6 protein-coding genes and 1 pseudogene are annotated in these 21,611 nt (G+C 68.2%); 2 read left to right on the plus strand and 5 right to left on the minus strand.

Translation table 11 applies throughout. The features are described 5' to 3' along the window. The first annotated feature begins 116 nt into the window (after nt 1-116). Both ACIRQF_RS10445 and ACIRQF_RS10450 read left to right on the plus strand, forming a co-directional pair. Nucleotides 117-1,975 (plus strand): annotated as a pseudogene (locus ACIRQF_RS10445) (potassium channel family protein). A gap of 572 nt (nt 1,976-2,547) precedes the next feature. Further along, a complete protein-coding gene (locus ACIRQF_RS10450; protein WP_404090708.1) occupies nt 2,548-3,672 on the plus strand; it encodes a tyrosine-type recombinase/integrase in 1,125 nt (374 codons plus the stop codon). Between the two features lie 42 nt (nt 3,673-3,714). Here ACIRQF_RS10450 and ACIRQF_RS10455 read toward each other — a convergent pair whose 3' ends face one another. From ACIRQF_RS10455 to ACIRQF_RS10475, 5 genes are all read right to left on the minus strand, one after another. Beyond that, nucleotides 3,715-3,900 carry a helix-turn-helix domain-containing protein gene (locus ACIRQF_RS10455; protein WP_404090711.1) on the minus strand — a complete coding sequence of 62 codons (186 nt, stop codon included), beginning with the start codon at nt 3,898-3,900 and terminating at the stop codon, nt 3,715-3,717. 147 nt (nt 3,901-4,047) lie between these two features. Next, a complete protein-coding gene (locus ACIRQF_RS10460; RefSeq protein WP_404090714.1) occupies nt 4,048-6,366 on the minus strand; it encodes a UvrD-helicase domain-containing protein in 2,319 nt (772 codons plus the stop codon). After that, complete coding sequence (locus tag ACIRQF_RS10465) at nt 6,363-13,070, minus strand: DEAD/DEAH box helicase (protein WP_404090717.1); 6,708 nt, start codon at nt 13,068-13,070, stop codon at nt 6,363-6,365. The genes ACIRQF_RS10460 and ACIRQF_RS10465 overlap by 4 nt, the downstream gene beginning before the upstream one ends. Continuing rightward, on the minus strand, nt 13,067-18,322 hold the full coding sequence (locus ACIRQF_RS10470) for a hypothetical protein (protein WP_404090719.1): 5,256 nt from the start codon (nt 18,320-18,322) through the stop codon (nt 13,067-13,069). Before ACIRQF_RS10470 ends, ACIRQF_RS10465 begins: the two co-directional genes overlap by 4 nt. Continuing rightward, nucleotides 18,319-21,471: a DEAD/DEAH box helicase gene (locus ACIRQF_RS10475; RefSeq protein ID WP_404090722.1), complete on the minus strand. Its 3,153-nt coding sequence runs from the start codon at nt 21,469-21,471 to the stop codon at nt 18,319-18,321. The genes ACIRQF_RS10470 and ACIRQF_RS10475 overlap by 4 nt, the downstream gene beginning before the upstream one ends. Between the last annotated feature and the right edge of the window lie 140 nt (nt 21,472-21,611).

Below are 21,611 nucleotides of genomic sequence, written 5' to 3' on the forward strand. Positions count from 1 at the left end.
GCCTTCATACGGCGGCGCACCGGAGTGGATGATCAGGCAGTCACGCATCGAGTCACGGGGGGGACGTGATCACAGTACCGAGTCAGGGGTGGACGGCGCCGGGTGCCGCCGGGCAGATGGTGGTCTGTGGTGACGACGGGCTGGCCCGCCGGCTCGCGGTCGAGCTGCGCGAGGTGTACGGCCGAAGGGTGATCCTCGTGGTCCCCGCCGACGAAGCGGAGGGGGGACGGCCGACCGGAACACAGCCGAGCCCGACACCTCGAGCGGTGCCATGGTCCTTCCCGTACACGTGGTGGCCGCACCGGCTCCCACGACGGCGGCACTTCTCCGTGCCGGCGTGGACCGGGCGGCAGCTCTGGCGCTGCTGTACGAGGACGACGAGACGAACCTGCGGGCCGCCCTCGCCGCACGCCGGCTCAACCCCGGGCTGCGGCTGGTCGTCCGCATGTACAACCGCAAGCTCGGCCACCACCTGGAAGAACTCCTCGACCAGGCCGCCCTCGTGGCAGCGCCCGGCGGCGACCGCAGCGTCCTCGACGCGTCGACGACCGTGCTCTCCGACGCGGACACCGCCGCCCCTGCGCTCGTGGCCACGGCGATCGCCGACACCAACAGGGTCATTCAGGCGGACGGTCTCCTGCTGCGGGCTGCCGAGCGCCCAGCGCCCGGCAGGGGCGAGGTTCCCGACCCGGGCCTGTGCACCCTGGCGTTGCTCTCGTCCACCGCTACCGACCCGGTCGGCAGCGAGGGCTCGGAGGCGAGCGGCGCGCAGGGTCCGGAGCTGCTGCCCGACGACCGGGCCGCCCGGGGCTCGGCGGGCCGCGGCACCGTCGTCCTCGAAGCCGTCCGGCGCGCGGGGCCCGCACTGCCGCCGCGCCGACTCGCCCGACGCGGCGCCCCGCTCGGGGAAGTGTTCTCCGCCCGCCTGCGCTGGTCACTCGCCGGCATCGTCGCCGCGGTCCTCGCCCTCACCGCCACCACCGCGGTGCTGACCGACGCCGACCCCGTCCACGCGGCCTACCTGACCCTGCTCGACCTGTTCTCGATCAATGACCCCGCCCTGGAGGAATCGTCCACACGACAGATCCTCCAGCTGCTTTCCGGCCTGGTCGGTCTCGCCCTTCTCCCCCTGCTCGTCGCCGGCGCCCTGGAAGCACTCGGCGTCTTCCGCACCACCGGCGCGCTGCGGCGCCCACCGCGCGGCCTCTCCGGCCACATCGTGCTCCTCGGCCTGGGTAAGGTCGGCGCCCGCGTCCTCGCCCGGCTGCGAGAACTGGACATCCCCGTCGTCTGCGTGGAGCAGGACCCGGACGCCCGCGGCATTCCCCTCGCGCGCGACCTCGGCGTCCCCGTGGTCCTCGGGGACGTCACCGAGAGCGGCGTCCTTGACGCGGCCCGCGTCCACCGTGCCGACGCCCTGCTCGCCCTGACCAGCTCCGACACCACCAATCTGGAAGCGACACTCGCCGCCCGATCGCTGAGGAACGACCTCCGCGTCGCGCTCCGGCTGTACGACGACGACTTCGCCGCCGCCGTCTACCGCACCCTGCGCTCCGCCCATCCGGCGGCCGTCACCCGCAGCCGCAGCGTCACCCACCTCGCCGCGCCCGCCTTCGCCGGCGCCATGATGGGCCGCCAGGTCCTCGGCGCCATATCCGTCGAACGCAAGGTCCTCCTCTTCGCCGCCCTTCTCGTCGCCGGGCACCCCCAGCTCGAAGGCCGAACCGTCGCCGAAGCCTTCCGGCCCGGCGCCTGGCGCGTCCTCGCCCTCGACACCGCCCGGCCTGAATCCCGCTCTCCGGACCTCGCCAACACCGGCCACGACGGTGACCACCAGTCCCTCCTCTGGGATCTCCACCCGGGCCACGTCCTGCACCCCGCAGACCGCGTCGTCGTCGCCACCACGCGCCGCGGACTGGCCGAACTCCTCGCGAATTCACCGGACAGTCGTACGGCGGGCACCGGAAACCGATAGCGGCGTCTGCAGACGCCGACGCGACCATCGGTATCCCCCCAGCCGGGACACCCGTCGTCGCCACGCGCATGCGGGTCGCCCGCTCCTGGTGCTGCTGGGTGAAGAGAACGAGTCGCACTTTCCTGCCGCTCGCAAGGTGGCCGGCAACAGCCTTGAGGAGCGCTGCCGCGGAACGCAGCGTCCAGGGCCCTTGCGGTAGGGAATCGGCCGCTACCGACGGTGACGCACCCGTGCGCGACCCCACCCCCCACGCCGATAATTGCGCCATCATGCACACATACAGAGAGCACGCAGCAGAAGCCGACCTTGACAGGAGGTCAGGAAAGTCGGCAACAGGTCGGCATCCGTACCGCGCGAAACCGCCCCTGGGCGCTGCGAACCGCGAAGACCAATAGCCCCCTCCCCCTTTCTGACCTGCGAAAAGCCTGTTCAGTCACATGCCTGCCAGTCTCACCAGGAGGTATCCGTGAGGATGCTGATCAACGTGCCCTAGTTTGGTGCGGCCGCAGGTCAGGGCCATGCTGTGGAGCCGTTGGTCAGCAAACTCCCAGCATGAGTCAGGAGCGGTGTCCGTGGCGACCAAACTCATCCGTGGGATGGGCAGTTTCTTCAAAACCTGCAGCTGCAAACGGCAGGGCGGATGCGCACACCCCTACGCTATCCGGTTCCGCGACGGAACGGGGCGGCAGTGCGAGGAGTCGGGCTATCCGACGCAGGACGACGCCCTCGACCGACTCACGCAGGTCTACAGGGAGAAGCGCAGCACTCCTGTGCAGCAGTCCGAGATGAAGCGCACGCTGGGAAAGCAGCGTTTCGGGGAGTACGCAGGCGCCTGGTTGCCGCGCCAGCGACATTACGCGCCCGGCACGGTACGCACGGTCAAGCAATTGCTCGATCGTCAGATACTCCCGACCCTCGAGTCCCGCCGGATCCACAGCTTCTCGTCGACCGTCGTCGACGACTTCATCATGTCGATGGAGGAGCGCAAGGTCGGCCTGGCCACCCAGCAGAACGCCTTCGACACCCTCAAGAAGATCCTCCGGGACGCCCACCACAGGGGCGGGATAGCCGACGATCCCCTCCGGGGTGTTGTCCCGCCGGAGTACATCCCCACTCGGATCACCATCCCCACCGTGGAGGAGATCCACTCCCTCAAGGAGGTCGCCTCCAAGGCCCTTGTCGTTGTCATCGACCTGATGTCCGGGTGTGGGCACCGGAACGGCGAAGCGTTCGCAGCCAACCTCGAAGGGATGGTCGCTGATGACGTGTACCGCATCACCGAGCAGATCGAAGGGAGGACCCGCCAGCGGGCGCCACTCAAGCACCGCAAGGCTGGCGACTTCCGCGAGGTCCCCATGCCGACGACGGCCCGGGAATCCCTCCTCAGGTATGCACACGACGTCGGCACGGACCAGAACGGGTTCTTGCTGCGCACTCAGCGCAGCCCCTACTGGGCATACTCGACGCTCGACTACCAGTGGAGCGCAGCCAGGAAGCGAGCAGGCATCACACGGAAGCTGAACCCGTACTCCCTACGCCACTTCTTCGCTTCGAACTGCCTGTCCAGGGGAATCCCCATCACCGACGTGGCCGAGTGGATGGGGCACTCGAACATCAACATGACGTATCGCATCTACCGTCACCTGATGCCAGCATCCATCGGCCGTGCGGCCAAGGTTCTTGAGGCCGGACTCTAACGGAAAGCCAGAAGGGGCCGGGCTTTCCACCCGGCCCCTCCTTCACGAGACCTTCTGTTGCTGCGCCCACCGTTCAAGGTCCTCGATCTTGAACTTGAGCCGCCCTCCGAAGTAGTAGCGAGGGATGCCGTACCTCCGTGAATCGCGGTACATCCAACGCTGAGACATGTCCAAATATTCGGCCGCTTCAGCGATCCCAAGGAACCGGCAACCCATAGGGCACCTCATCTCTCACCAGTGATTCGGCCTCGATGGTAAGGAGCTAAAGCGGCCGCCCCTAATAAGGGAAGACAGTCGCAACGTGCCGTTCGTGTTACTTTCGGCGCTCTGCCCCGCGGTAAGCGAGCAAATGCGGGACAGAATCGTCGTGGCTGGCTACAGGGGGAGAAACGGGCTGGGCTTGCCGTGCCAGGAGATGCGCAATGCATCGCGGGCTCGGGTGGTGGCGACGAAGAGCTGGTTGCGGCTCTTCTTGAGCTCACGTTCGTACCGCGTGGGGTCGGTCTTCTCGTACTGCTCAACGAGGGCGGTGCGCGGAAGAATGCCGTCGCTCGCGCCGATGATCGCGAGCTTCTGGTATTCAAGCCCCTTGAACCGGTGCATCGTGCCGATGTGGACCTCACCGCCGCCCTGCGGGCCGTCCTTGGTGAGGGTGGCGGTGGTGATGCCGTGCTTCATCTCCAGGTCGGTGGCGACTCGGCCGGCCATCTCGCCGTCGGCGACGCAGACGGCCATGGTGCCGCTCGGGTCGCGTACGGTGCCGTCCGCGGCAGGCTGGGTGATGTCCGCGCGCCATTGCTTGAGGGCCTCGGCGAGCTGGGTAATCTCGTCGGTCCAGTCGGCGCAGGCGACGTACTCGGGGGCCGGGCCGTGCAGCAGGGAGTGGTAGCCGTCGAGGGTGTCGGTTCCGTCGTCGAGGTCGTCGTAAGTCGCCCCGCTGACGACCTTGGCGGCCTGGTCGAGGATCTCCTGGGTGGTGCGGTAGCTGAGCGTCAGCTTCGACGCGCGGCCGCGGATGTGGATTCCGACGGTGGAGAGGGTGACCTGCCGGTCGTAGATCCGCTGGTGGGTGTCGCTGGCGATGAAGAGGTCGCCCTCGCCGGAGGCCACCATGGCGCGCAGCATCTTCCAGTGGGCGGGGCTGAGGTCCTGGGCCTCGTCGATGACGATGTGCTGGTAGCGATGGCGCAGGTAGCGCATCGCGGAGCTGTTGTCGTCGAGGTGGACCAGGTCGCCGCCGCCGATGTCCGCCTTGCGCTCGGCACGGGCCTTGATCTTGTGGGCCCGTTCCATCTCGTAGCGGGCTGCCCGTTCGGCAGCCTGGGCCCAGGTCTCCCGGCCCATGCCGTTGAGACGCAGGGTGAACTGGTCGAGCAGCTTCCAGATGGCGGCACGCTCGGGGCGGCTCAGCGCGCGCCCCATGCCGGCGCGACGGGCCTTGAAGTAGTCCTGGCGGGTCGCGAGGGACTGGCCGAGGACGATCTGCTCCCATTCGTCGAAGAGGAACTCGGCGCCCCAGCGCTGCTCGTCGTGCTCGAAGAGGACTTCGCGCAGGACGTCCAGGGCCCTGTCGTCGGTGATCAGGCTGCGTTGCGAGCCGGGCGCGGTGTTCTCGTTGAGGACGCTCTGCGCGAGCTGGTCTATGTGCTTGATGTCGACGCGGCCGAGCAGTGCCGGGTCCATGAGCGAGGTGAGCCGGGAGCGCAGGTCGGCCGTGAGGTTCTTGGTGTAGGTGGTCAGCAGGATCGGCTTGTTGTGGCCGGGCGGCAGAGCGGCGGCGAGGCGGGCCACGCGGTGCAGCGCGACGATGGTCTTGCCGGTGCCGGGGCCGCCGCTGACGCGGGCGGCGCCGCCGTAGTTCCGCTCGACGATCTTGCGCTGGGTGGGGTGGAGGTAGACCTTCCAGGCGCGGAAGTCGCCCTCGGCGAGGACGTTGCGGATGTCGTCGTCGACCGTGGTGACCGCGGTACGGGTGAGGGCCGCCGCCATGTCGTCCTCGAAGCCCGGTTCGAGTTCGGTGGCTGCGGGCTGGGTGATCTCACGCTCGACCTCGTCCACGGACATGCCGGAGCCGAGGCCGGTGAGGACCTCGGCGGTCAGGCGCGGGGCGCCGGCGATGAGCTGGTCAAGTTCCTCGTCGGTCGTGACGGTGAGGGCGAGGTCGATGAGCGCGTCGGCGACACCGAGTCGGCGCAGGTCTTCGGGGGCGCAGCCGACGAGGAGCGGTTCCGCGGGGACGGCAGGTTCCGGCGTCACGACGAGTGCTGGCGTGGGCTCGACCGGCACGTCCTGCACGGTCTGCTCGTCCGGAGCCGGAGTGAGCTGGAGTCCCGCACGCTGCAGGACGCTCTGGCCGACGACGCCGAGGTCGACGAACTCGATCTCACCGGTGATCCGGTTGATGGCGACGGTGAGTTCCTCGTAGACGTCCTTGCGGTGGCGGACGGCGACGATCAGCCACTGCGGGATGTCATCGGCGCCGACACCGGCCCGGGCGAGAAGCGCCCGGTACGAACGGTCGATCTTGGCGCGGAAGATCCGGCCGTCGCCCTTGAGGGGCTTGAGGTCGAGGCTGGGGTGGTCGGGGTCGAGGCGGAACTGGTGACAGAAGTCGTAGAACTTCGTCTTAACCGACGACTCCATCTTGTAGAGCTCATTTTCGGCCTTCTGGTAGAGGCTGAGGCGTGCGGTCATCGTGCGGCACCCTGTTCTTCGGAGTCGGGGCGGGTGGTGGCGTCGGGGAGCTCGGTCAGCAGGGCGTCGAGATCGGCGAGCCATTCGTCGGCCGAGCGGATGGTGAACCCGGCGTCGCGGTAAGCGCGCCAGGTCTTGTCGCTCTCCTCGTCCTCGTGGTCGTACGGCTCGGCCATGACGGCGATCCGCTGGTCGTCGTGGTCCCAGGCGAAGTCGGCGAGCCAGCCGCGTTCACCGAGTTCGTAGCCGTAGGCGGGTGCTGCCTTGCCGCCGTCGGCCAGGACGTGGGCGAGGCGGGTGAGGGGGGCGTCGGGTTCGTCCTCGTCGAGGTACTGGAGGATCTCCCGGTCCCACAGCAGGTCCCGCAGCTTCGCTTCGAGCGGGGTGGCGTCGGGTGCCTCCACTGCAGGGGTCTGCGGCGCGGGTGTGCCGGTGCCGTACTGCACGACCAGGGATTCGAGTTCACCGAGGCCGCCGAAGGCTTTGAGGACCGAGGTGTCGCACTTCGCCGCAGTGGCCGTGGTCAGCTGAACACCGTCGCCGCCGTCGTGGGCGAGGAACTGCAGGATGTTGGACCACTGGAGCCAAGAGCGCCAGCGTGCCTTGTGTTCGGGCGTGCCGAGCTGGTCGGTTGCCGTGTCGTCGAGGCAGACCAAGGCGGACCAGTGGCCGGTGGCGCCGTCGACGAGGAAGGCGACGGGAAGGCCGGACTGTTCGCTGGTCTGGAACAGATTGAGCGTGCCGGTGCCCTGGACGGGGGCCGGGTCGATGCCGTCGGTGCGACCCCAGGCGTCGAGAAGACAGTCGAGCGACTGACGGGTCTGGTCGGGGGTGCCGTTGCCGACCAGGATCTCCTGGCCGGTTCCGAGGAGTCCGCCGACCACAGCCGATGCCCGCCTGCCCCAGGCTGCGTCGTCCGGACTGCGCAGGTAGGAGAGGAGCATGGTCATCGGGTCGGCGAAGGCGGTGGTGACGAGATCGTCGCCGCCACGATCGGCGTAGAGCTGCTTGGCGATGTCCTGGGCACTGTGCGGGTAGGGCGGCCATACCGGCTCGGCCGCCTCCCGTCCCGAGGAAGCCTGTGCCGTGCCGGTCTGCCGCTCGAAGGCGTCGAGGTCGTCCCAGGTGAGCTGGAAGACGATGCGCCCGTCGGCCCGGAGCCGGTTGCGTTTGTCTGCATCGCCGGCGAGCCGGTTGTGCTGGCGGGTGGCGTGGTAGCGGTGCCCGTCGAGGTAGACGGTGATCTTCTGCTTGGGGCCCTCGGTGCGTTCGAAGGTGAAGTCGGTACGGGTGAACCCCTCGTTGCGCTGGGCGGTCAGACGCCAGCCGTGAACGGTGCCGACCTCGTCGAGACGCAGGTAGGCACTGTTGTCGCCGCTCTCCTCCAGGACGGCGTCGCCGCGCGGGCCGGCCCACCTGCGCAGGGCGTTGAGGAAGCGTGCCTCGAGGTCGGACTCAACCTGTCCGTCGAGGCCGATCTGGTCGGTGTTGCCGACCGGCTTGGTGCTCCAGGCGTCGGTGTCGGTGCCAAGGAGTTCGTCGAGGATCTCCCGGGCGGCCTGGCGGGAGACCCGGTCGATGTACTGCTCGTCGGCGTAGCGGTACAGGCAGCGGTGGCAGGCCGGCACGGCCTCCCCGTTGCAGGGGCACTCGTCGAGCAGCTGGCGCGCGCCCTCGAGCACCTGCCGGAAGGCTGCCGGGTCGGTGAGCCGGTCGAGGTAGCCGGTGCCGTGCGGGAGGCGGTCGTACAGGACTAGGAAGTGCCGCTTCTCCGCGGTCTCACGGTCCGGCATGGTGGCGAGGGTGGTGTCGAGGTGCTGGGGGTCGCCGCCGAAGGCTTCGTCCACGCCAAGGCGCAGGGCCGCCTGGAAGGAGTGGACCCGCTCCTCGACGAGGACGGTCGCGGCAGGCAGCAGGATCCGCAGCGCTTCGGTCTCCAGTTCGTGGGCGAGCAGGACGGGTTCCTGGGCCACGCCCTGCTTGCCGCGCCGCAGCGGGCACCAAGGGGTGTGGTGCTTGACTTCGCGCTGACGGTTGGCGGAGTTGTCGACGGCGTCGCGGTCGTCGTCGAAGACCGGCCGGCCGTCGGCGGTCGCGGCTCCACAGGCGGTGCACACGTGGAACGGGGCGATGCGCACGGGCCGCCCGGCGAGCTGGTCGTTCTCCTGGGCTCCGATGCTGAGCGGTCCGGCGTTGACGCGGCGGATGACGGCGTGGCGGGTGTAGTCGACGCCGAAGATCTCCTTGGTGTGCCGCCAGGACTTGCCCGGGGCGAAGTCCTTGGGGGCGATGTCGACCATATCCACGACGGTGTAGAAGCGGCGGTCGCGGTCGTCGCTCTCGTCTCCGATCCTGGCGTCCTCGCGCTTGTCGCGGGCGGTGACGACGCTGGGCTGGACGATCTGCCACAGGCTGCCGGAGTCGGCGATGCCCGCCTCCCCGCAGCGCGGGCAGGGAGTGATGTCGTGCTCGGCGTTCTCGGTGCGGACGTAGCCGCAGGAGGGGCAGAAGCGCCAGTGGCGCCAGTCCTGGTCCCGGCCGGTGACGATGTCGATGCCGGTGATCCGGTGCTTGTAGCCCTCGGCATAGAAGGTGTTGCCGGGGGCGAGTTCGGACAGGGCGAAGCTGCGCGGCCGTCCGTAGGAGAACGGCTTCGACTTGTAGCTGTCCCGCCCCTCGGGTGTCGTGCCCTCGGGCCAGTAGACGGTGGCCTCCAGGGTGGTCGTGGCGTCGATGAGGGCGTAGTTGGGCAGCAGGCCAAGGTCGCACAGCACGGTCTGGGCCGGCTGACGCTGACGCGTGGCTCCCTGCTTCGAGAGGGCGCCCAGCTCGGCCTCCAGCTCCGCCTTCGTACGTGCCTGCTCGTCGTCGCCTTCCTTGAGCTCGTCGATGGCCGAGCGGATCGTACGGATACGGGTGCGCAGTTTCTGGTTCTCGCGCTCCCACTTCCGCTCGGCCTTCTCGATCGCGCTGCGAATGCCCCGGACCGCGTACTGCTTCAGCTCCTCCTGAGCGGTCTCGCTCACGCCGGTCGGGAACAGCGCGAGGAAGTCCGCGACGAGCTCCTCGCCGTGGGCGAGTGCGGCGTCGGTGAAGTCGGCGAGATAGCCGGAGGGGCCGAAGAGTTCGTCGACACGGCGCGACAGGGCGGCCAGCGGCTTGCCGTCCTCGCGCAGCAGTCGGCCGCGTGCGGCGAGATCGAGGAGGTGGGCGGTGTACTGGCGGCGCAGGATCTCGATGGCCGACAGGTAGGAGCCCGGCGGCACGATCCGCCCGTCGATCATGTCCCGCGGCCGGTCGAGGAAGTACAGGTCGCGGCGGGAACGGTCGGGGATGGTGAGGAGGAAGGCGTTGCCGGTACGGCGCCCCGCCCGGCCTGCCTGCTGGGCATAGTTCGCCGGCCGGCGCGGCAGGGCGCCGAGGACGACGGCGGACAGGTCGCCGATGTCGATGCCCATCTCCAAGGTGGGCGTGCAGGACAGCACGTTGGGGTCGTTGAACCCCTCCCCCTTGCGGAAGGCCTCCTCGACACGCTCGCGCTTGGCACGGGAGAGCAGGCCGGTGTGTTCGGCGGTGATGACCTGGTAGGTGCCGGCTCTCCGGTACAGGCTTCGGTAGTAGTCGTGGCGGTAGTCGCGGTCCCGGTCGTGCCGGTCCACGGTCTCCAGCCACCGGTCGCCCGCGACGAGGCGTCCGGACGAGCAGCGGTACGACTGGCAGGGCTGCCCGTGGTACTGCGCCAGCAGCGAGGGGTGAACGGTCTGCTCCCAGAAGCACTTAGGGCAGCGCACATACGACACGTTGACCTGGGCCTCGGACAACAGCTGCAGGCGGACGGCGCCCGGCTGGAGGCCGTAGACGCGGACGGCCGTGTCACGTGGGGTGCGCACCGAGAGCAGCCCGGCGTCGGTGAGCTGGGGCAGCAACCGCACCCAGAACTCGTCGGCCTGCTCACGGGTCATGCTGAAGCAGCGCTGAGCCCATGACTGATACCAGGACAGACGCCCGGCGGCGAAGTCGAACTCGCTCTTCTGCTTGGGCCGGGCGAGCAGGAAACTCGGCGCAGAGACGCCCCGGGGAAAGGCCTTCATACCGCGCGGACGGCCACCCCAGATGTAGTAGCGGCTCGTGCCCGCCTCATCGAGGAACTTGTCCAGCCAGCGGTGCCCGACGGCTCCCCGCGTACGAAGCCGCTCCAGAAGGCCGCGCAGGAACGCCAGGTACCTGGCGTCGTCGTGCGCCGTGAGGGCGAGCCCATGGTGGGTGGACTCCTCATGGACGGCACGTACGATCGCGACGGCCGCCCGCTCGTCGGGGATGCCCACCCAGGCGGCAGCCGTGCGGGTCAGTTCGAGGGTACGGCCGTTGCGGGAACGGTGGCCGAACTCCATCACGGCCTCGAACGCGAACCGCTCACCGATCAGGTCCCAGGTCCTCTTGTCCCCACCGCGTCCCTTGCCCGACAGCAGCCGCGCGACACCCGCGTCGTCGTGCAGGTCCGGCGGGACGACGGCGGCGAGCGTTTCACGGTCCGTGGTGGACACGACGACATCGGCGACGAGGTCGTTCAGCGCGGTGGAGCGCTGCTCGCTCAGATGCTTGGTGAACAGGGCCCGCAAAGAGAAGGTGTACGAACGGGAGGCAACAAAACCGGCCCGGTGCGCGGCGTCCTGCACCGAGTCGTTGAACATCAGCGTCTTCGTCTCACGCTGCTCCTTGTCCATCTCCCCGCCGGTGAAGAGCTGGGTGATGGACGCGGCCGCGAGCGCGGCGGCTCCCGTACCGAGGAAGCGGATGGCGTTGTGCGTGCCACACGCCGGGCACCAGTCGTCCTTGGCGGCCCTTTCCGCGGTGTCCCCAAGCTGGACGAGAACGAAGACCGAATCGGGACCTGCGGGCTGCGGGTTTCCCTCGTCGTCGTAATCGTCCTGGGGGTCGGGCAGGCGCAGGCGGCGGGAAGAACCGTCGAGCACCATGAGCACGCCCGCCCCGCCGGTGGTCAGCGACCTCTGCTCCGCCCGGTCCATGGCGGTACGGCCGTTTCCTTCGCGAGCCTCGTTGTCCGTGGCCGCCACCAGGGTGCGCACCTTGGACTTGTTGGCCGTGACGGAGGCCCGGCGAATCTTGTGGGCCTCGAAGCTCAGCTCCTCCAGGTCCGACTCGGGAGCGAGGGCCGACCAGCCGGAGCGCCCGCACTCGCGGCAGTACACCGCGGGCAGGAAGACCTTCGTGTCGCGGGAGGTGGTCGTATCGGGTGTCGTACGCAGCCGACTCTCCGCCCCGACCGTGTCCCAGGCGAACTCGGCCTTCGGCCAAGGCAGTACACCCCGGAGCATGCGCGTGACGGACCGCGCCCACTGATGCACCTCGACCTGGATGAGGGGGCGGCTGATCCCGGCCGGCGCGTCCGGGTCGCGCGCCACGGACAGCAGGGCGACGAGGCGGGCGAGCGCCGCCGCCGCTACCTGTGGCCGCGTCGTGATCGCCTCGTCCCAGCTCTTCGCCCCACTGCGGCGCATCACGTCGAGCACCTCGTCGTAGGTGCACGCCGTGCCGTCGAAGGCCTTCAGGACCGCATACGTCAGACGGTTGCGCTTGAGCTCGGCACCGAGGACCACCGGATCGGCGGTACGGCGTCCGGTGACGGCCTCGGCGAGATCCGCGAGCGCCTTCGGGCCGGATGCCGGATCCGGCAGGGCGGTCAGCGCCTCCGGGGGTGCGGCCTGTCCGGGAAGGAACTTCGCGTCCGTGATCGACTCGTCGAGCATGAACTCGTCGACCGTCAGCCGGTTCTCGCCGACGATCGCGTCTTCGGTGAACTCGGTGCCGAAGACGTTGCCGGCTACGGAAAGGAGCTGCAGCACTCCGTCGGCGTCGGAGCCGGAGGCGAGGGTCGCGGAGGTGGCGACGGGAGTGATCGTACCCAGCGGCTTGTCGGGCTGGTTCGCGCCGACGGCGATGGCGAGGCGGCGCAGCAGCATGGCGACGTCAGTGCCCTGGGCGCCGTCGTACGTGTGGAACTCGTCGACGACCACGTAGCGGATGTCGCTGCCGTCCCACAGCGGCGCGTCGGCGGCACGCTGCAGGAGCAGGTCGAGCATCTTGTAATTGGTGATCAGGATGTCCGGCGGCGACAGCCGCATGTCCTGTCGGCGCGTGTAGACCCGGTCGTAGTGCGTCGCAGCCTTGTCCCCGATGTACAGGCCGGCACGTACGCCGCTCAACTCGTCGTAATCGGTGAGCAGTCCGTTGATACGCGCTGCCTGGTCGGTGGCCAGGGCGTTCATCGGGTAGAGGAAGATCGCCTTGACCCCGCTGTTCCCGGCCGCGCGCTCCCGGGCGCAGTGGTCGAGCACGGGGTAGAGGAACGACTCAGTCTTGCCGGAGCCCGTACCCGTCGTGACCAGCGTGGGCTCAGGTACATGCCCATCCTTCGAGGTGAGCCGGGCGAAGGCACGCGCCTGATGCGCGTACGGCGTCCAGCCGTCCGTACGCACCCAGTCCAGGTGCTGCTCCCAGCCGTCGTCGGCCGGGGTGAAGGGGGTGCGGAGCCGAAGGTACGGGCCGCGGAACATGCCCGTCGTCTCGTCCCCGAGGAAAGCGTGCAGCGCCTTGCGGACACCCTCGTCGGCAAGGCCGTACGTCGTGGACAGGTACTGGAGCAGGCTCTCCTTGAGTCCCTGTGCTTCGAGGGTCGGCCTCACCGGGTCGGAACCTCCATCTTCTCCGGGTCCCAAAGCCCCTTTCTCACGGCTTCGTCGAGACGCTGCTTGAAGTAGGCGTGGGCTTCACGCATCTCGCGCTCGCGGTCGGCCTTGTAGAAGGGGGCGGTGTAGCCGTCGGGGACGGGACTGGCGTCGGGTGCGACCAGATGCTCCACTAGGGCTTTCCAATGCTCGCCGGTCTGCCCAGTGCCGAAAACCCACCTGTCTGAAGCAAGTTGCCGCCCGTTCGCGTCGAAGTACATCTGCTCTTCACGGGCGGATAGCACGTCGAGGCGTGCTTGGTACGCCGCGATCAGTGCGTCTGCGGGGAGCCCCATCCACACAGCGGCCAGCGCGTCGAGCTCAACGAGCGCGGCGCGGCGTTCGAACTCCGTGCGCAGTGGTGTGCTCCACGACCAGCGGGGCTCCATCGCGTTCAGTGGGCGCAGCCCCGTCCACGGAATTGCCCACTCCTCGCAAAGCCATGAGAAACGGAACTCCGACTCCCACAGGTCAGCGTAGGCACTTGATAGACAGTTCAGGCGGGCCGACCTGATGGCTAGGGCCCTCGCCAGCGGGTGGTCCGGAGACGGAGCGGGAAGCCGCTGGGCACCGGCCTCGTAGAGGTCCTTCATTCCGAAGGCACGCAGCATATAGTCCAGAGGAATCGCCGACCAGAAACCGGAGACCAGCAGCAGATGCTGGCGATTTCGAAAGGCAAGACTGTGGACACCGTGAACATGGGTGGGACCTGGAGGAATGATCCCGGCTTGCAGAACCCTCTCCGTCTTCCCGTCGTTCCGGCGCCGGAAGGCCAAGCGGTAGTGGCGGGCATGCGGCTGCCCCTGCCACTCCTTCCATACCATAGCCATGGACTCGAACCTGTCCCGATCGCATGACCTGGCCATCTTGGTGGCGGGAATGAAGTCGGCCGGGATTGTGGTCAGGTCGATCCGCACCCCCTCTGATTTCAGTTCGGGGTCTTCCTTGCAGAAGGGTGTTCCAGGACCGATGTGTGGGCCGTGCAGGATCGCTTCATCCCAGGAAGCTGGACGCTGGCTTCGGTAGTTGACGTATCCCGCAGTGCGGTCGCGCTCTTCGTCGTAGCCACGGCTCATACTGATCTCGTCACGGGAAAGCCGGATGGGGTACTTCGCCATCAGAGCGACCGCATTCTGCTCACTTTGCGTCAGCGGATACATCATCTCCGCCTCCGCCGCCGGGAACTCGCCGCCTTGCTGCTCACTCCACAGGGCGAGAGTATCTGCGTTCACGTTGATGATCCGCGCCCGGTGGGGCCGGGTGTCGTACTGCCCGTCCAGCCTTAGACCCGGTTCCGGACCAGATCCATCGTGCCGTAGGGAATCTGTGAGCACATCGGCCCTGTAGAGGAAGCTCAGGTGCTTGAAGTTGACCTCATGACGAGGGCCGTAAATGTTGACTGCAAAGTCCTTCTTATCTCCAACAGGTCGCGGGAAGGCCCAATTCGAGACGTTCACAAAGGCTCCGTGCACACGCAGCCGGCGATACGCTTCCGCACGGGTGCGACGGTTCTGCTTCCCTTTCAGATGACCATCGGGGTGTACGAGCCCGATGGCACCTGTCGCGGCCGCATGGTCCCAGCATTGGCTCATGAAGCGCGTGTGCAGGTGCGCCGGTGTTCCCGCGAGAGTCGGGTACACGACCGCACTGGAGTAGAAGCTCGCCAGTGCCGTGTCCGTGGCCGCGTCTCGGAGTACCCGGATGCGCCACTCGGGCACCTGCAAGACACGATCGCGCAACTCTGCCTCACGCTCCTTGGTAAGGCTCTCCTGCAGCGTCAGGTCGGGTTCGAACTCGGAGAAACTGGCTGTACGGTTGAACTTGATCTCCACCCAAGGCGGGTTCCCGACCTGGAGGTCGAAACCCCCCGCCTCACTCGCGAATACAGCCGCAAAGTCCAGCTCCCAGTGCAGGAACCCCTGTTCCTTCGCAATATCCCGCACCACCCGCATCCACGGATACCGCGTCTCCACGGCCTTTCGAGCATCGTCCATGCCCATCTCGCCCTGGATGGCCCCTTCTAGGACCTTCAGCTCCTCCAGGGAGTCAACGGACGTGGCGAATGTTTCCTCCGGGACCGACCCCGTACCAACCATGGATTCCAGGAAGTCAAGCCAGTCGTCCAGGTCCTTCAGAGCGATGACGGGGCGGCGCTGCGCCTTCCCACCCCCCTTCTTCGGCGCCGACGGCTTGCGACGCATCTTGACCAGCCTCTTCTCGACCAGTTCCCTCTCGTCCGCGCGCTCTCCGAAGGTCAACTGGTCCCCGTTCAGCGCGAACAGCAACCCACTCTCGACGTACTGAGGTTCAGGCGCAGGTTCCACTTCGCCCACCTGCGGCACCCCCGACGACAACAGCGCATCAACTGTCACCACCGGCAGCGTCTCGTACTCCGCGTCCGTCCCATCAAGCAGACCCACGCGGTCCAGCGGCCAGAAACACAGCGCACACCACGCGTCCATGACCTGCTTGAGTCGCCAGTACGGAGAACCTTCTGCCTCGAACAAGTCCTGGAAGACCTGCTCCTTGGTCAGCGGCAAGAAGCCCCCGCCCGCGTTCCCCTCGTCACGGCGTAGGAACGCGTACTCCTCCGCATCCTCCTCCCGCCCAGCCCCCCACACGTCAATAGTGCGGGCAATCTCGCGCTCACTCAGTTCCATCCGCTTGGCGACGAGCTGCCACAGGAACTCCACCCGCTTGGCCGCCTCCTGTAGCCGCGCAAGCTGGCTCCCTTTGCCGCCCGTCGCCTTCGGTTTGGCGCCTACCGCTTTTCGCCACTCAATAAGTCTGTCGAGTTCCGGCTTGGCCGACTGCCCGATGAGCTGGCCCGCAGGATTTCCTGGTTTGGCCAAGGTGACCGCGCCCCACCCCGGCGTGGGCAGCAAGAACTGGTGCACCGCCCCTTCGGGCAGCGCCTGCTCTGCGCCGTCACCCTCCGTATCGCGGAACGGCAGCCTGACCGGCGTCGTACCGCCGACGATCGGCTCCTTCTTGATGCGGTCCGCCTCGTACACCCAACGCCGCGCCCCGATCAGCGAGTTGCCGCGCCGCAGGTGCAGTCCGAACCATGGTGCGCGCATCCCGGGGTGCATGGTGTTCAGCCACAGCGACACCTCGGCGAGCTCGACGCCCGTCGCGTTCAGGTCGATGCCGTACGCGTTGTGCAGCGCGATGTACGCCTTGACCTTCTGCTTCACGTCCAGCGCCTTCGACGTGTCCAGGCTGACGCCGAGCTCCTCCTGCCGCCGCTTGAGGTACTCGTCGGCGACCTGGTTGATCGCCTCGTTGAGGAACGCACCCGAGCCGAGCGCGGGCTCGCAGATCGTGTACTTCAGGAGGTCGCTCGCCCGCGTCTCGTCCGTGAGTCGGTGCTTGAGAGCCAGTTCGACGGTGACCTTCGTCAACGACTCCGGCGTGTAGTACGAGGCAGACGTCTCGCGGTCACGTCCGGCCAGCCGGTAGACGTACTCGCCCACCGCGTACTTCTTCGGCCCGCGAAGGCCGTGCTGTTCCGCGTCCTGGGTGGAGTAGACGACCCAGGTGTTCTCCTGGTAGTCGCCCAGCCGGTCCGCGGGAACCAGCCACGAGCCCTTCTCCGGATCGCCGTACTGCTTGCCGCCCCGTTTCTCTCCCGGCTTGGCAACCTCGGCAAGTTCCTCCTCGGCGATGATGCCGGTGTAGGACATCAGGCCCTCGTAGACGGCGCCGAGCTGGTTGATGCCGAGGTTGCGGTAGGAGATGAAGCCGCCCTGCCTGCCCTTCTGGCCGGCCTCCTTCATGGTCAGCAGGCGCAGCACCTGGTGCAGGGCCTCGTTACGCAGCCGCAGGTCCAGCCAGCGCGGCGGCTCGCCCCCATCCTCGTCCCAGCGGGGGTCCAGGACGCCGCTGCCGATGAGGGTAATCGCCTTGGGGTCGAACAGCTCGCTGCGCAACGGCTCGAAGCGCAGGCCGCGCTGTTCGCTGCGCTCGGCAGCAGGCTTGTCGTCGTCCGCTTCGGTGCCGTGCGGGTGGTGTCCGTAGTTGACCTTGTTGAAAAGGACGTCGAGGGAGGCATGGAGGTGGAAACCTCCGCGGCTGTCCTCGTCGACCAGCTTGCGCTCGCGCGCGACCAGCTCGCGCAGCCGGGCGATCGAGTAGCCGGCCTCGTAAGTGGAGTCGTCGGCGGGCAGGATGCCCAGTTCGGGGCGGGCCTCCGCGTACAGGAGGAAGAGGATGCGGTACAGGTAGCGCAGGGATTCGCGGGTGAGCTGCTTGGCGAACGGGCCTTTCTTGAGGTCCTCGATCTGCCGTGGCTTGACCTTCGCCTCTCGCAGGCGGGCGAGTACTTCGTTCGCGATGATCTCGACCGACTGCTGGAGTCCCTTGCGCAGCTCAGAGTTGACGCCGACGGCGTTGTCCCGGGACGCCTTCAGCAGCTCGTCAATGCGCCGGCCCTTGCCGTCGGTGCGGGGCGCGAGCATGTCGTGGGAGAAAAGGGCGGAGAGGAGGGAGAGTTCGCCCGCCTTGGCCGTGTCGTTGCGGGCGAGGGCCGCGTCCAGACTGGCGGCGAGGTAGCGGCCTTCGGCCCAGGCGTTGCGGTCGGCGAGGACGAGCACGCCGCCGCACAGCAACAGGACGAAGCGAGGCGCGTCGCCGCCGGGCTCGTGGAGTTCGCTCTGGAAGAGCCAGCCCGCCAGCTTCTCGCCGAGCTCGATTAGACCGTCGGTGGTCTTGAGGGAGCGGAGGACCCGCCCGGCCTCGTCGGGGTCGAGGGCGTCGTCGAGGGAGGCGGTCCAGCCGCAGTCTAGGGCGACGATGCCGTCTCCGTGCCAGGCGACCTGAAGCTCATACTCCTTGCCGGCGTTGTGCACAGTGATCGGCTCGGGCCGCTCGCCGTAGCCGAGGGCTTCGAGGACATTGGTGTGCCAGGTTGTGATGCGCTCGGCCCACTCCCCCGTCGGGTCGTCGTAGGTGCTGCCGGGCTCTTCCTGCTGGGCACGGGAGCTCAGGAAGGGGCGCACGGTGGCCAGGTAGTCGCCGCGGAGCCGGGGCAGGAGTTCACGCGGGGTGGACTGGGGATCGTGCGGGTCGGTCTCGCGGCCGGTCCACAGGGTGAACAGGCCCTCGTCGCCCGCCTTGCCCTTCTTGAGGGTGTTCTCCAGCTCCTCGCTGAAGTAGTGGGCGGAAAGGTATTCGCCTCGGTTGGCGAAGGAGTCGTAGGTGTAGCTCATCGTGCGGACTCCTCGGCGGGCGCGGTGGTGGTGGTGTGAAGGGGTTCGAGGACACAGAGAACCCGCAGCATTGGGTCGCCGTCGGTCCGCAGGCGGCGTACGAGGTCGCGGCGGCGGGCGGCCGTGTCGTACACCTGCTTGATGCGGTGCTGCTGGTTGCCGACGGCGATCAGGGCACCCTGTTCCCAGACCTGCACCCGGTCCTCGTACGGGGCGAGGTAGGAGTCGACCTGCTTGTCGTAGTCGGCGCGGCGCTCGCGCAGGTGGGCCTCGGCCGCGTCGACGGCCGCGGGGACGAGTTCCTGGAGGAGGTCGGGGGCGACAGGCTGGGCGCGGCCGGGCATGTCGGGGCCGACGCCGCAGGCGGCGAGGAACGCCGAGTCCATGCGCCAGACGCGAGGGCTGCCCGCGGCGAGCCCGGTGACGGCCATCCACTCCACGACCGTCGGCTTGCCCGCCACGTTGGAGTAGACGCCCTGAAGGAGGTAGACCGGGCCGCTGAGGGCTTCGGGCAGGGTGGCGTCGATCCGCTTGGCCTTGACCGGGTCGGGTCGGTAGGCGAGGACGAACGCCTCGTCGTACTTGAGCTTGGCGAGGACCTTGTCCGTCACCCAGTCGAGCACGGGGTGGATGTCGGAGACGTAGGAGACGTTGGGCCACTGAGAGGTGGGCTGGTCGGTCTTGCCCTGCTTGGCGTTGCGGGCGGCCTCCAGTCGGTCGGCGGCGTACTCCTTGTCGAAGGTGACGCTCAGCGTGCCGTCGTACTTGGACGTCGTGAGGATCTTCTCCTGCTCCAGGTACGACTTCGGCAACGCCCGGAAGCGGTACTGCAGGTCGTCGGGCGGAGTGAACTCGATTCGGCCATGGGTCGTCTCGGGCTTCCAGCCGAGGGCCGCGCGCTCGGCCTCCGGGTAGATGAGGTCAATCGCGGCGTGGAAGTACGCCTTGGTGTCGGTGAAGACGTGGGGTACGTCGGCCTCGGGCACCGGCGCCGTGCCGAGAGTGGCGGGAGCGGCCGTGGGGTCGGCGAGCCGGGCGTTGGCGCCGGCGAGGAGTCCCGCAAGGACCCCGCCGGACTCCTGCTGGGACTGCTTGATGGAGCGCTCGACGGTGCCGCCCTTGATGAGGTCGCGGGTGAGGCGGTCCTCTTCCTTCTTGTCGTTGTAGAGGCCGGTGACGGCTTCGGCGCTGCCCTCGCCGGTCTCGATCTCGTGTGCCTGGGCCTCGCGCCGCAGCAGGCGGGCGCCGACGAGCCGGTCGTCGAGCGTGAGCATCTCGCCGTTCTCCTCGTCGCGCCGCCAGGGCACGTCGGCGGTGAGGGTGAGGGCGCGGAACTCGGGGCTGATCGCCTGTCCGTAGCGGTCGATGCGACCGTTGCGCTGCTCGATGCGGATGAGGGACCAGGGCAGGTCGTAGTGGACGAGGTCGTGGCACTGGTGGTGCAGGTTGACGCCCTCGGAGGCGATGTCGCCGGTGAACAGCAGCCGTACCGGCTCTTCGAGCCGGCCGAAGCGGTCGACGATCTCCTGCTGTTGCTGGTCGTTGGTGGTGTCGCCGTGCATGACCTCGACGGCTCCGCCGTACGCTTTCCAGGGACGCGTCGCGTCGGCCTTCGCCTCGTTCTTCTTGAAGCCGAGCCGGGCCGGGACTTCCTGGGCCAGCCAGTCCAGGGTGTGGACCCGCTCGGAGAAGATCACGACGCGGCGCTCGGAGCGCGGACCGACGCCGAGTTCCCTCAGGGTGCGCACGAGCGCGTCGAGCTTGGCGGAGTCCTGGTCGGTGAAGTCCGCGACCAGCGCCTCCAGCTCCGCGAGCGCCTTGCTCTCGGCGGCGAGCGCGGCGCGGCGCTCGGGAGTGTCCGCCGCGGCCTTGACCTTGCCCTTCGTCGGGTCGTCCAGGTAGGCACGGCGGTTCGCAAGGGATTTCCGCAGGGCGACGTGAGAGGAGAGGAACGCCTTGAGGAAGTTGTAGCCGACCAGCGGATCGGCACAGACCGACGAACGGGCGAGGTCTCCCGGGGTCCACTCGCTCGCGAGCTTCTCCAGGACGGCGACCTCCTTCGGTGTCGCCGGGGCCGGTACCGGCAGGGAGTCGCCGCGCTCGGCCCAGGGCTTGCCCTTGAGGCTGTCGCGTACCTCGCGGTCGGTCTTGGTACGCCTGATGTAGAGGTGGTCGAGGTCGGCGACCTTGTAGTTCTTGGGGTCGGCGATGGCCGCCGGATCGAGCATCCGGATCAGCTCGGCGAATGATTCGGCGTCGCCGTTGTGGGGAGTGGCGGAGGCCAGGATCAGCGCATCGGTCTGCTCGGCGAGGCGGCGGGCGAGACGGTTGTTGCGGGTGCCCTTGTTCACGAGGTTGTGCGACTCGTCGATGACCACCGCGTCCCAGGTGATGCTCTCCAGGTGGTGGGCGTACGTCGCCGACTTGAGGGTGTCGACGGAGACGATGACACGCTTGAAGTGGGCGAACGGGTTCCGGCCTGCCGGAATCTCCTGCTGGATGCGCTGGATGCCGGTGGAGTCCAGGCGTACGAGCGGCAGGGAGAAGCGGGTCCACAGCTCGCGCTGGAACTGCTCCAGCACGTGGGCGGGTGTGACCACGAGGATGCGCTCGCCGCGCCCCCGCCGGATCAGCTCTGAGAGCGTGATGCCGATCTCCAGCGTCTTGCCCAGACCGACCACGTCGGCGATCAGCAGCCGGGGCTGCGGGTTGCGCATGGACAGCGCCAGCTCGGCGGGGCGCAGCTGGTGCTGCTGCCGGTCCATGAGGAAGGAGTCGGCGAGGGCGATGCCGTGCTCGGTCTGCGGCAGCGCGGTCTTGCGGATGACCGCCTCCAGGTGGAGGCGGGCTTTGGCGTGCTTGGAGGTGTCGTCGGGCCTGAGCTGCGTCTTGCGCGGGTCGAGCACCTCGATCACGTCAAGCCCGGAGTAGAAGATCGCATCCGTGCCACGGACGAACGAGGAAACGCCGCTGACCTCGACCATAAGTCCGTCGTGGGACTCCGAGACGGACTTCACGAGCCACTGCTCGTGGCGGATGCGCACCTGGGCGCCAGGGGCGAAGGCCGGCCTGGCACCGGCTGGGTATGCCGACTGCGCCGGAGCAGCGTCGCGCCCTTCAGGAACCTCGGACTGCATCGCCGTGGTCACGTGGTGCTCCTCTGTGGACTGTGTGCTCGTGATGTGCGGTGTGGTCGTGCGGGGCTGGCCTGAGGCGACCGAGGTGGTGAGTCAGGCGTCGGCAGATCCAGGGGCGGCGCCGCTCGCTGCTTCTATCGCCCCTGGACCGG

This window comes from Streptomyces sp. NPDC101191 (genome assembly GCF_044767915.1).
Classification (GTDB): domain Bacteria; phylum Actinomycetota; class Actinomycetes; order Streptomycetales; family Streptomycetaceae; genus Streptomyces.

What these genes read in the sequence shown, in the direction of transcription:
- ACIRQF_RS10460 (WP_404090714.1), bottom strand. Translation starts at nt 6,366, where the DNA reads ATGACCGCACGCCTCAGCCTCTACCAGAAGGCCGAAAATGAGCTCTAC.
- ACIRQF_RS10455 (WP_404090711.1), bottom strand. Translation starts at nt 3,900, where the DNA reads ATGAGGTGCCCTATGGGTTGCCGGTTCCTTGGGATCGCTGAAGCGGCC.
- ACIRQF_RS10470 (WP_404090719.1), bottom strand. Translation starts at nt 18,322, where the DNA reads ATGAGCTACACCTACGACTCCTTCGCCAACCGAGGCGAATACCTTTCC.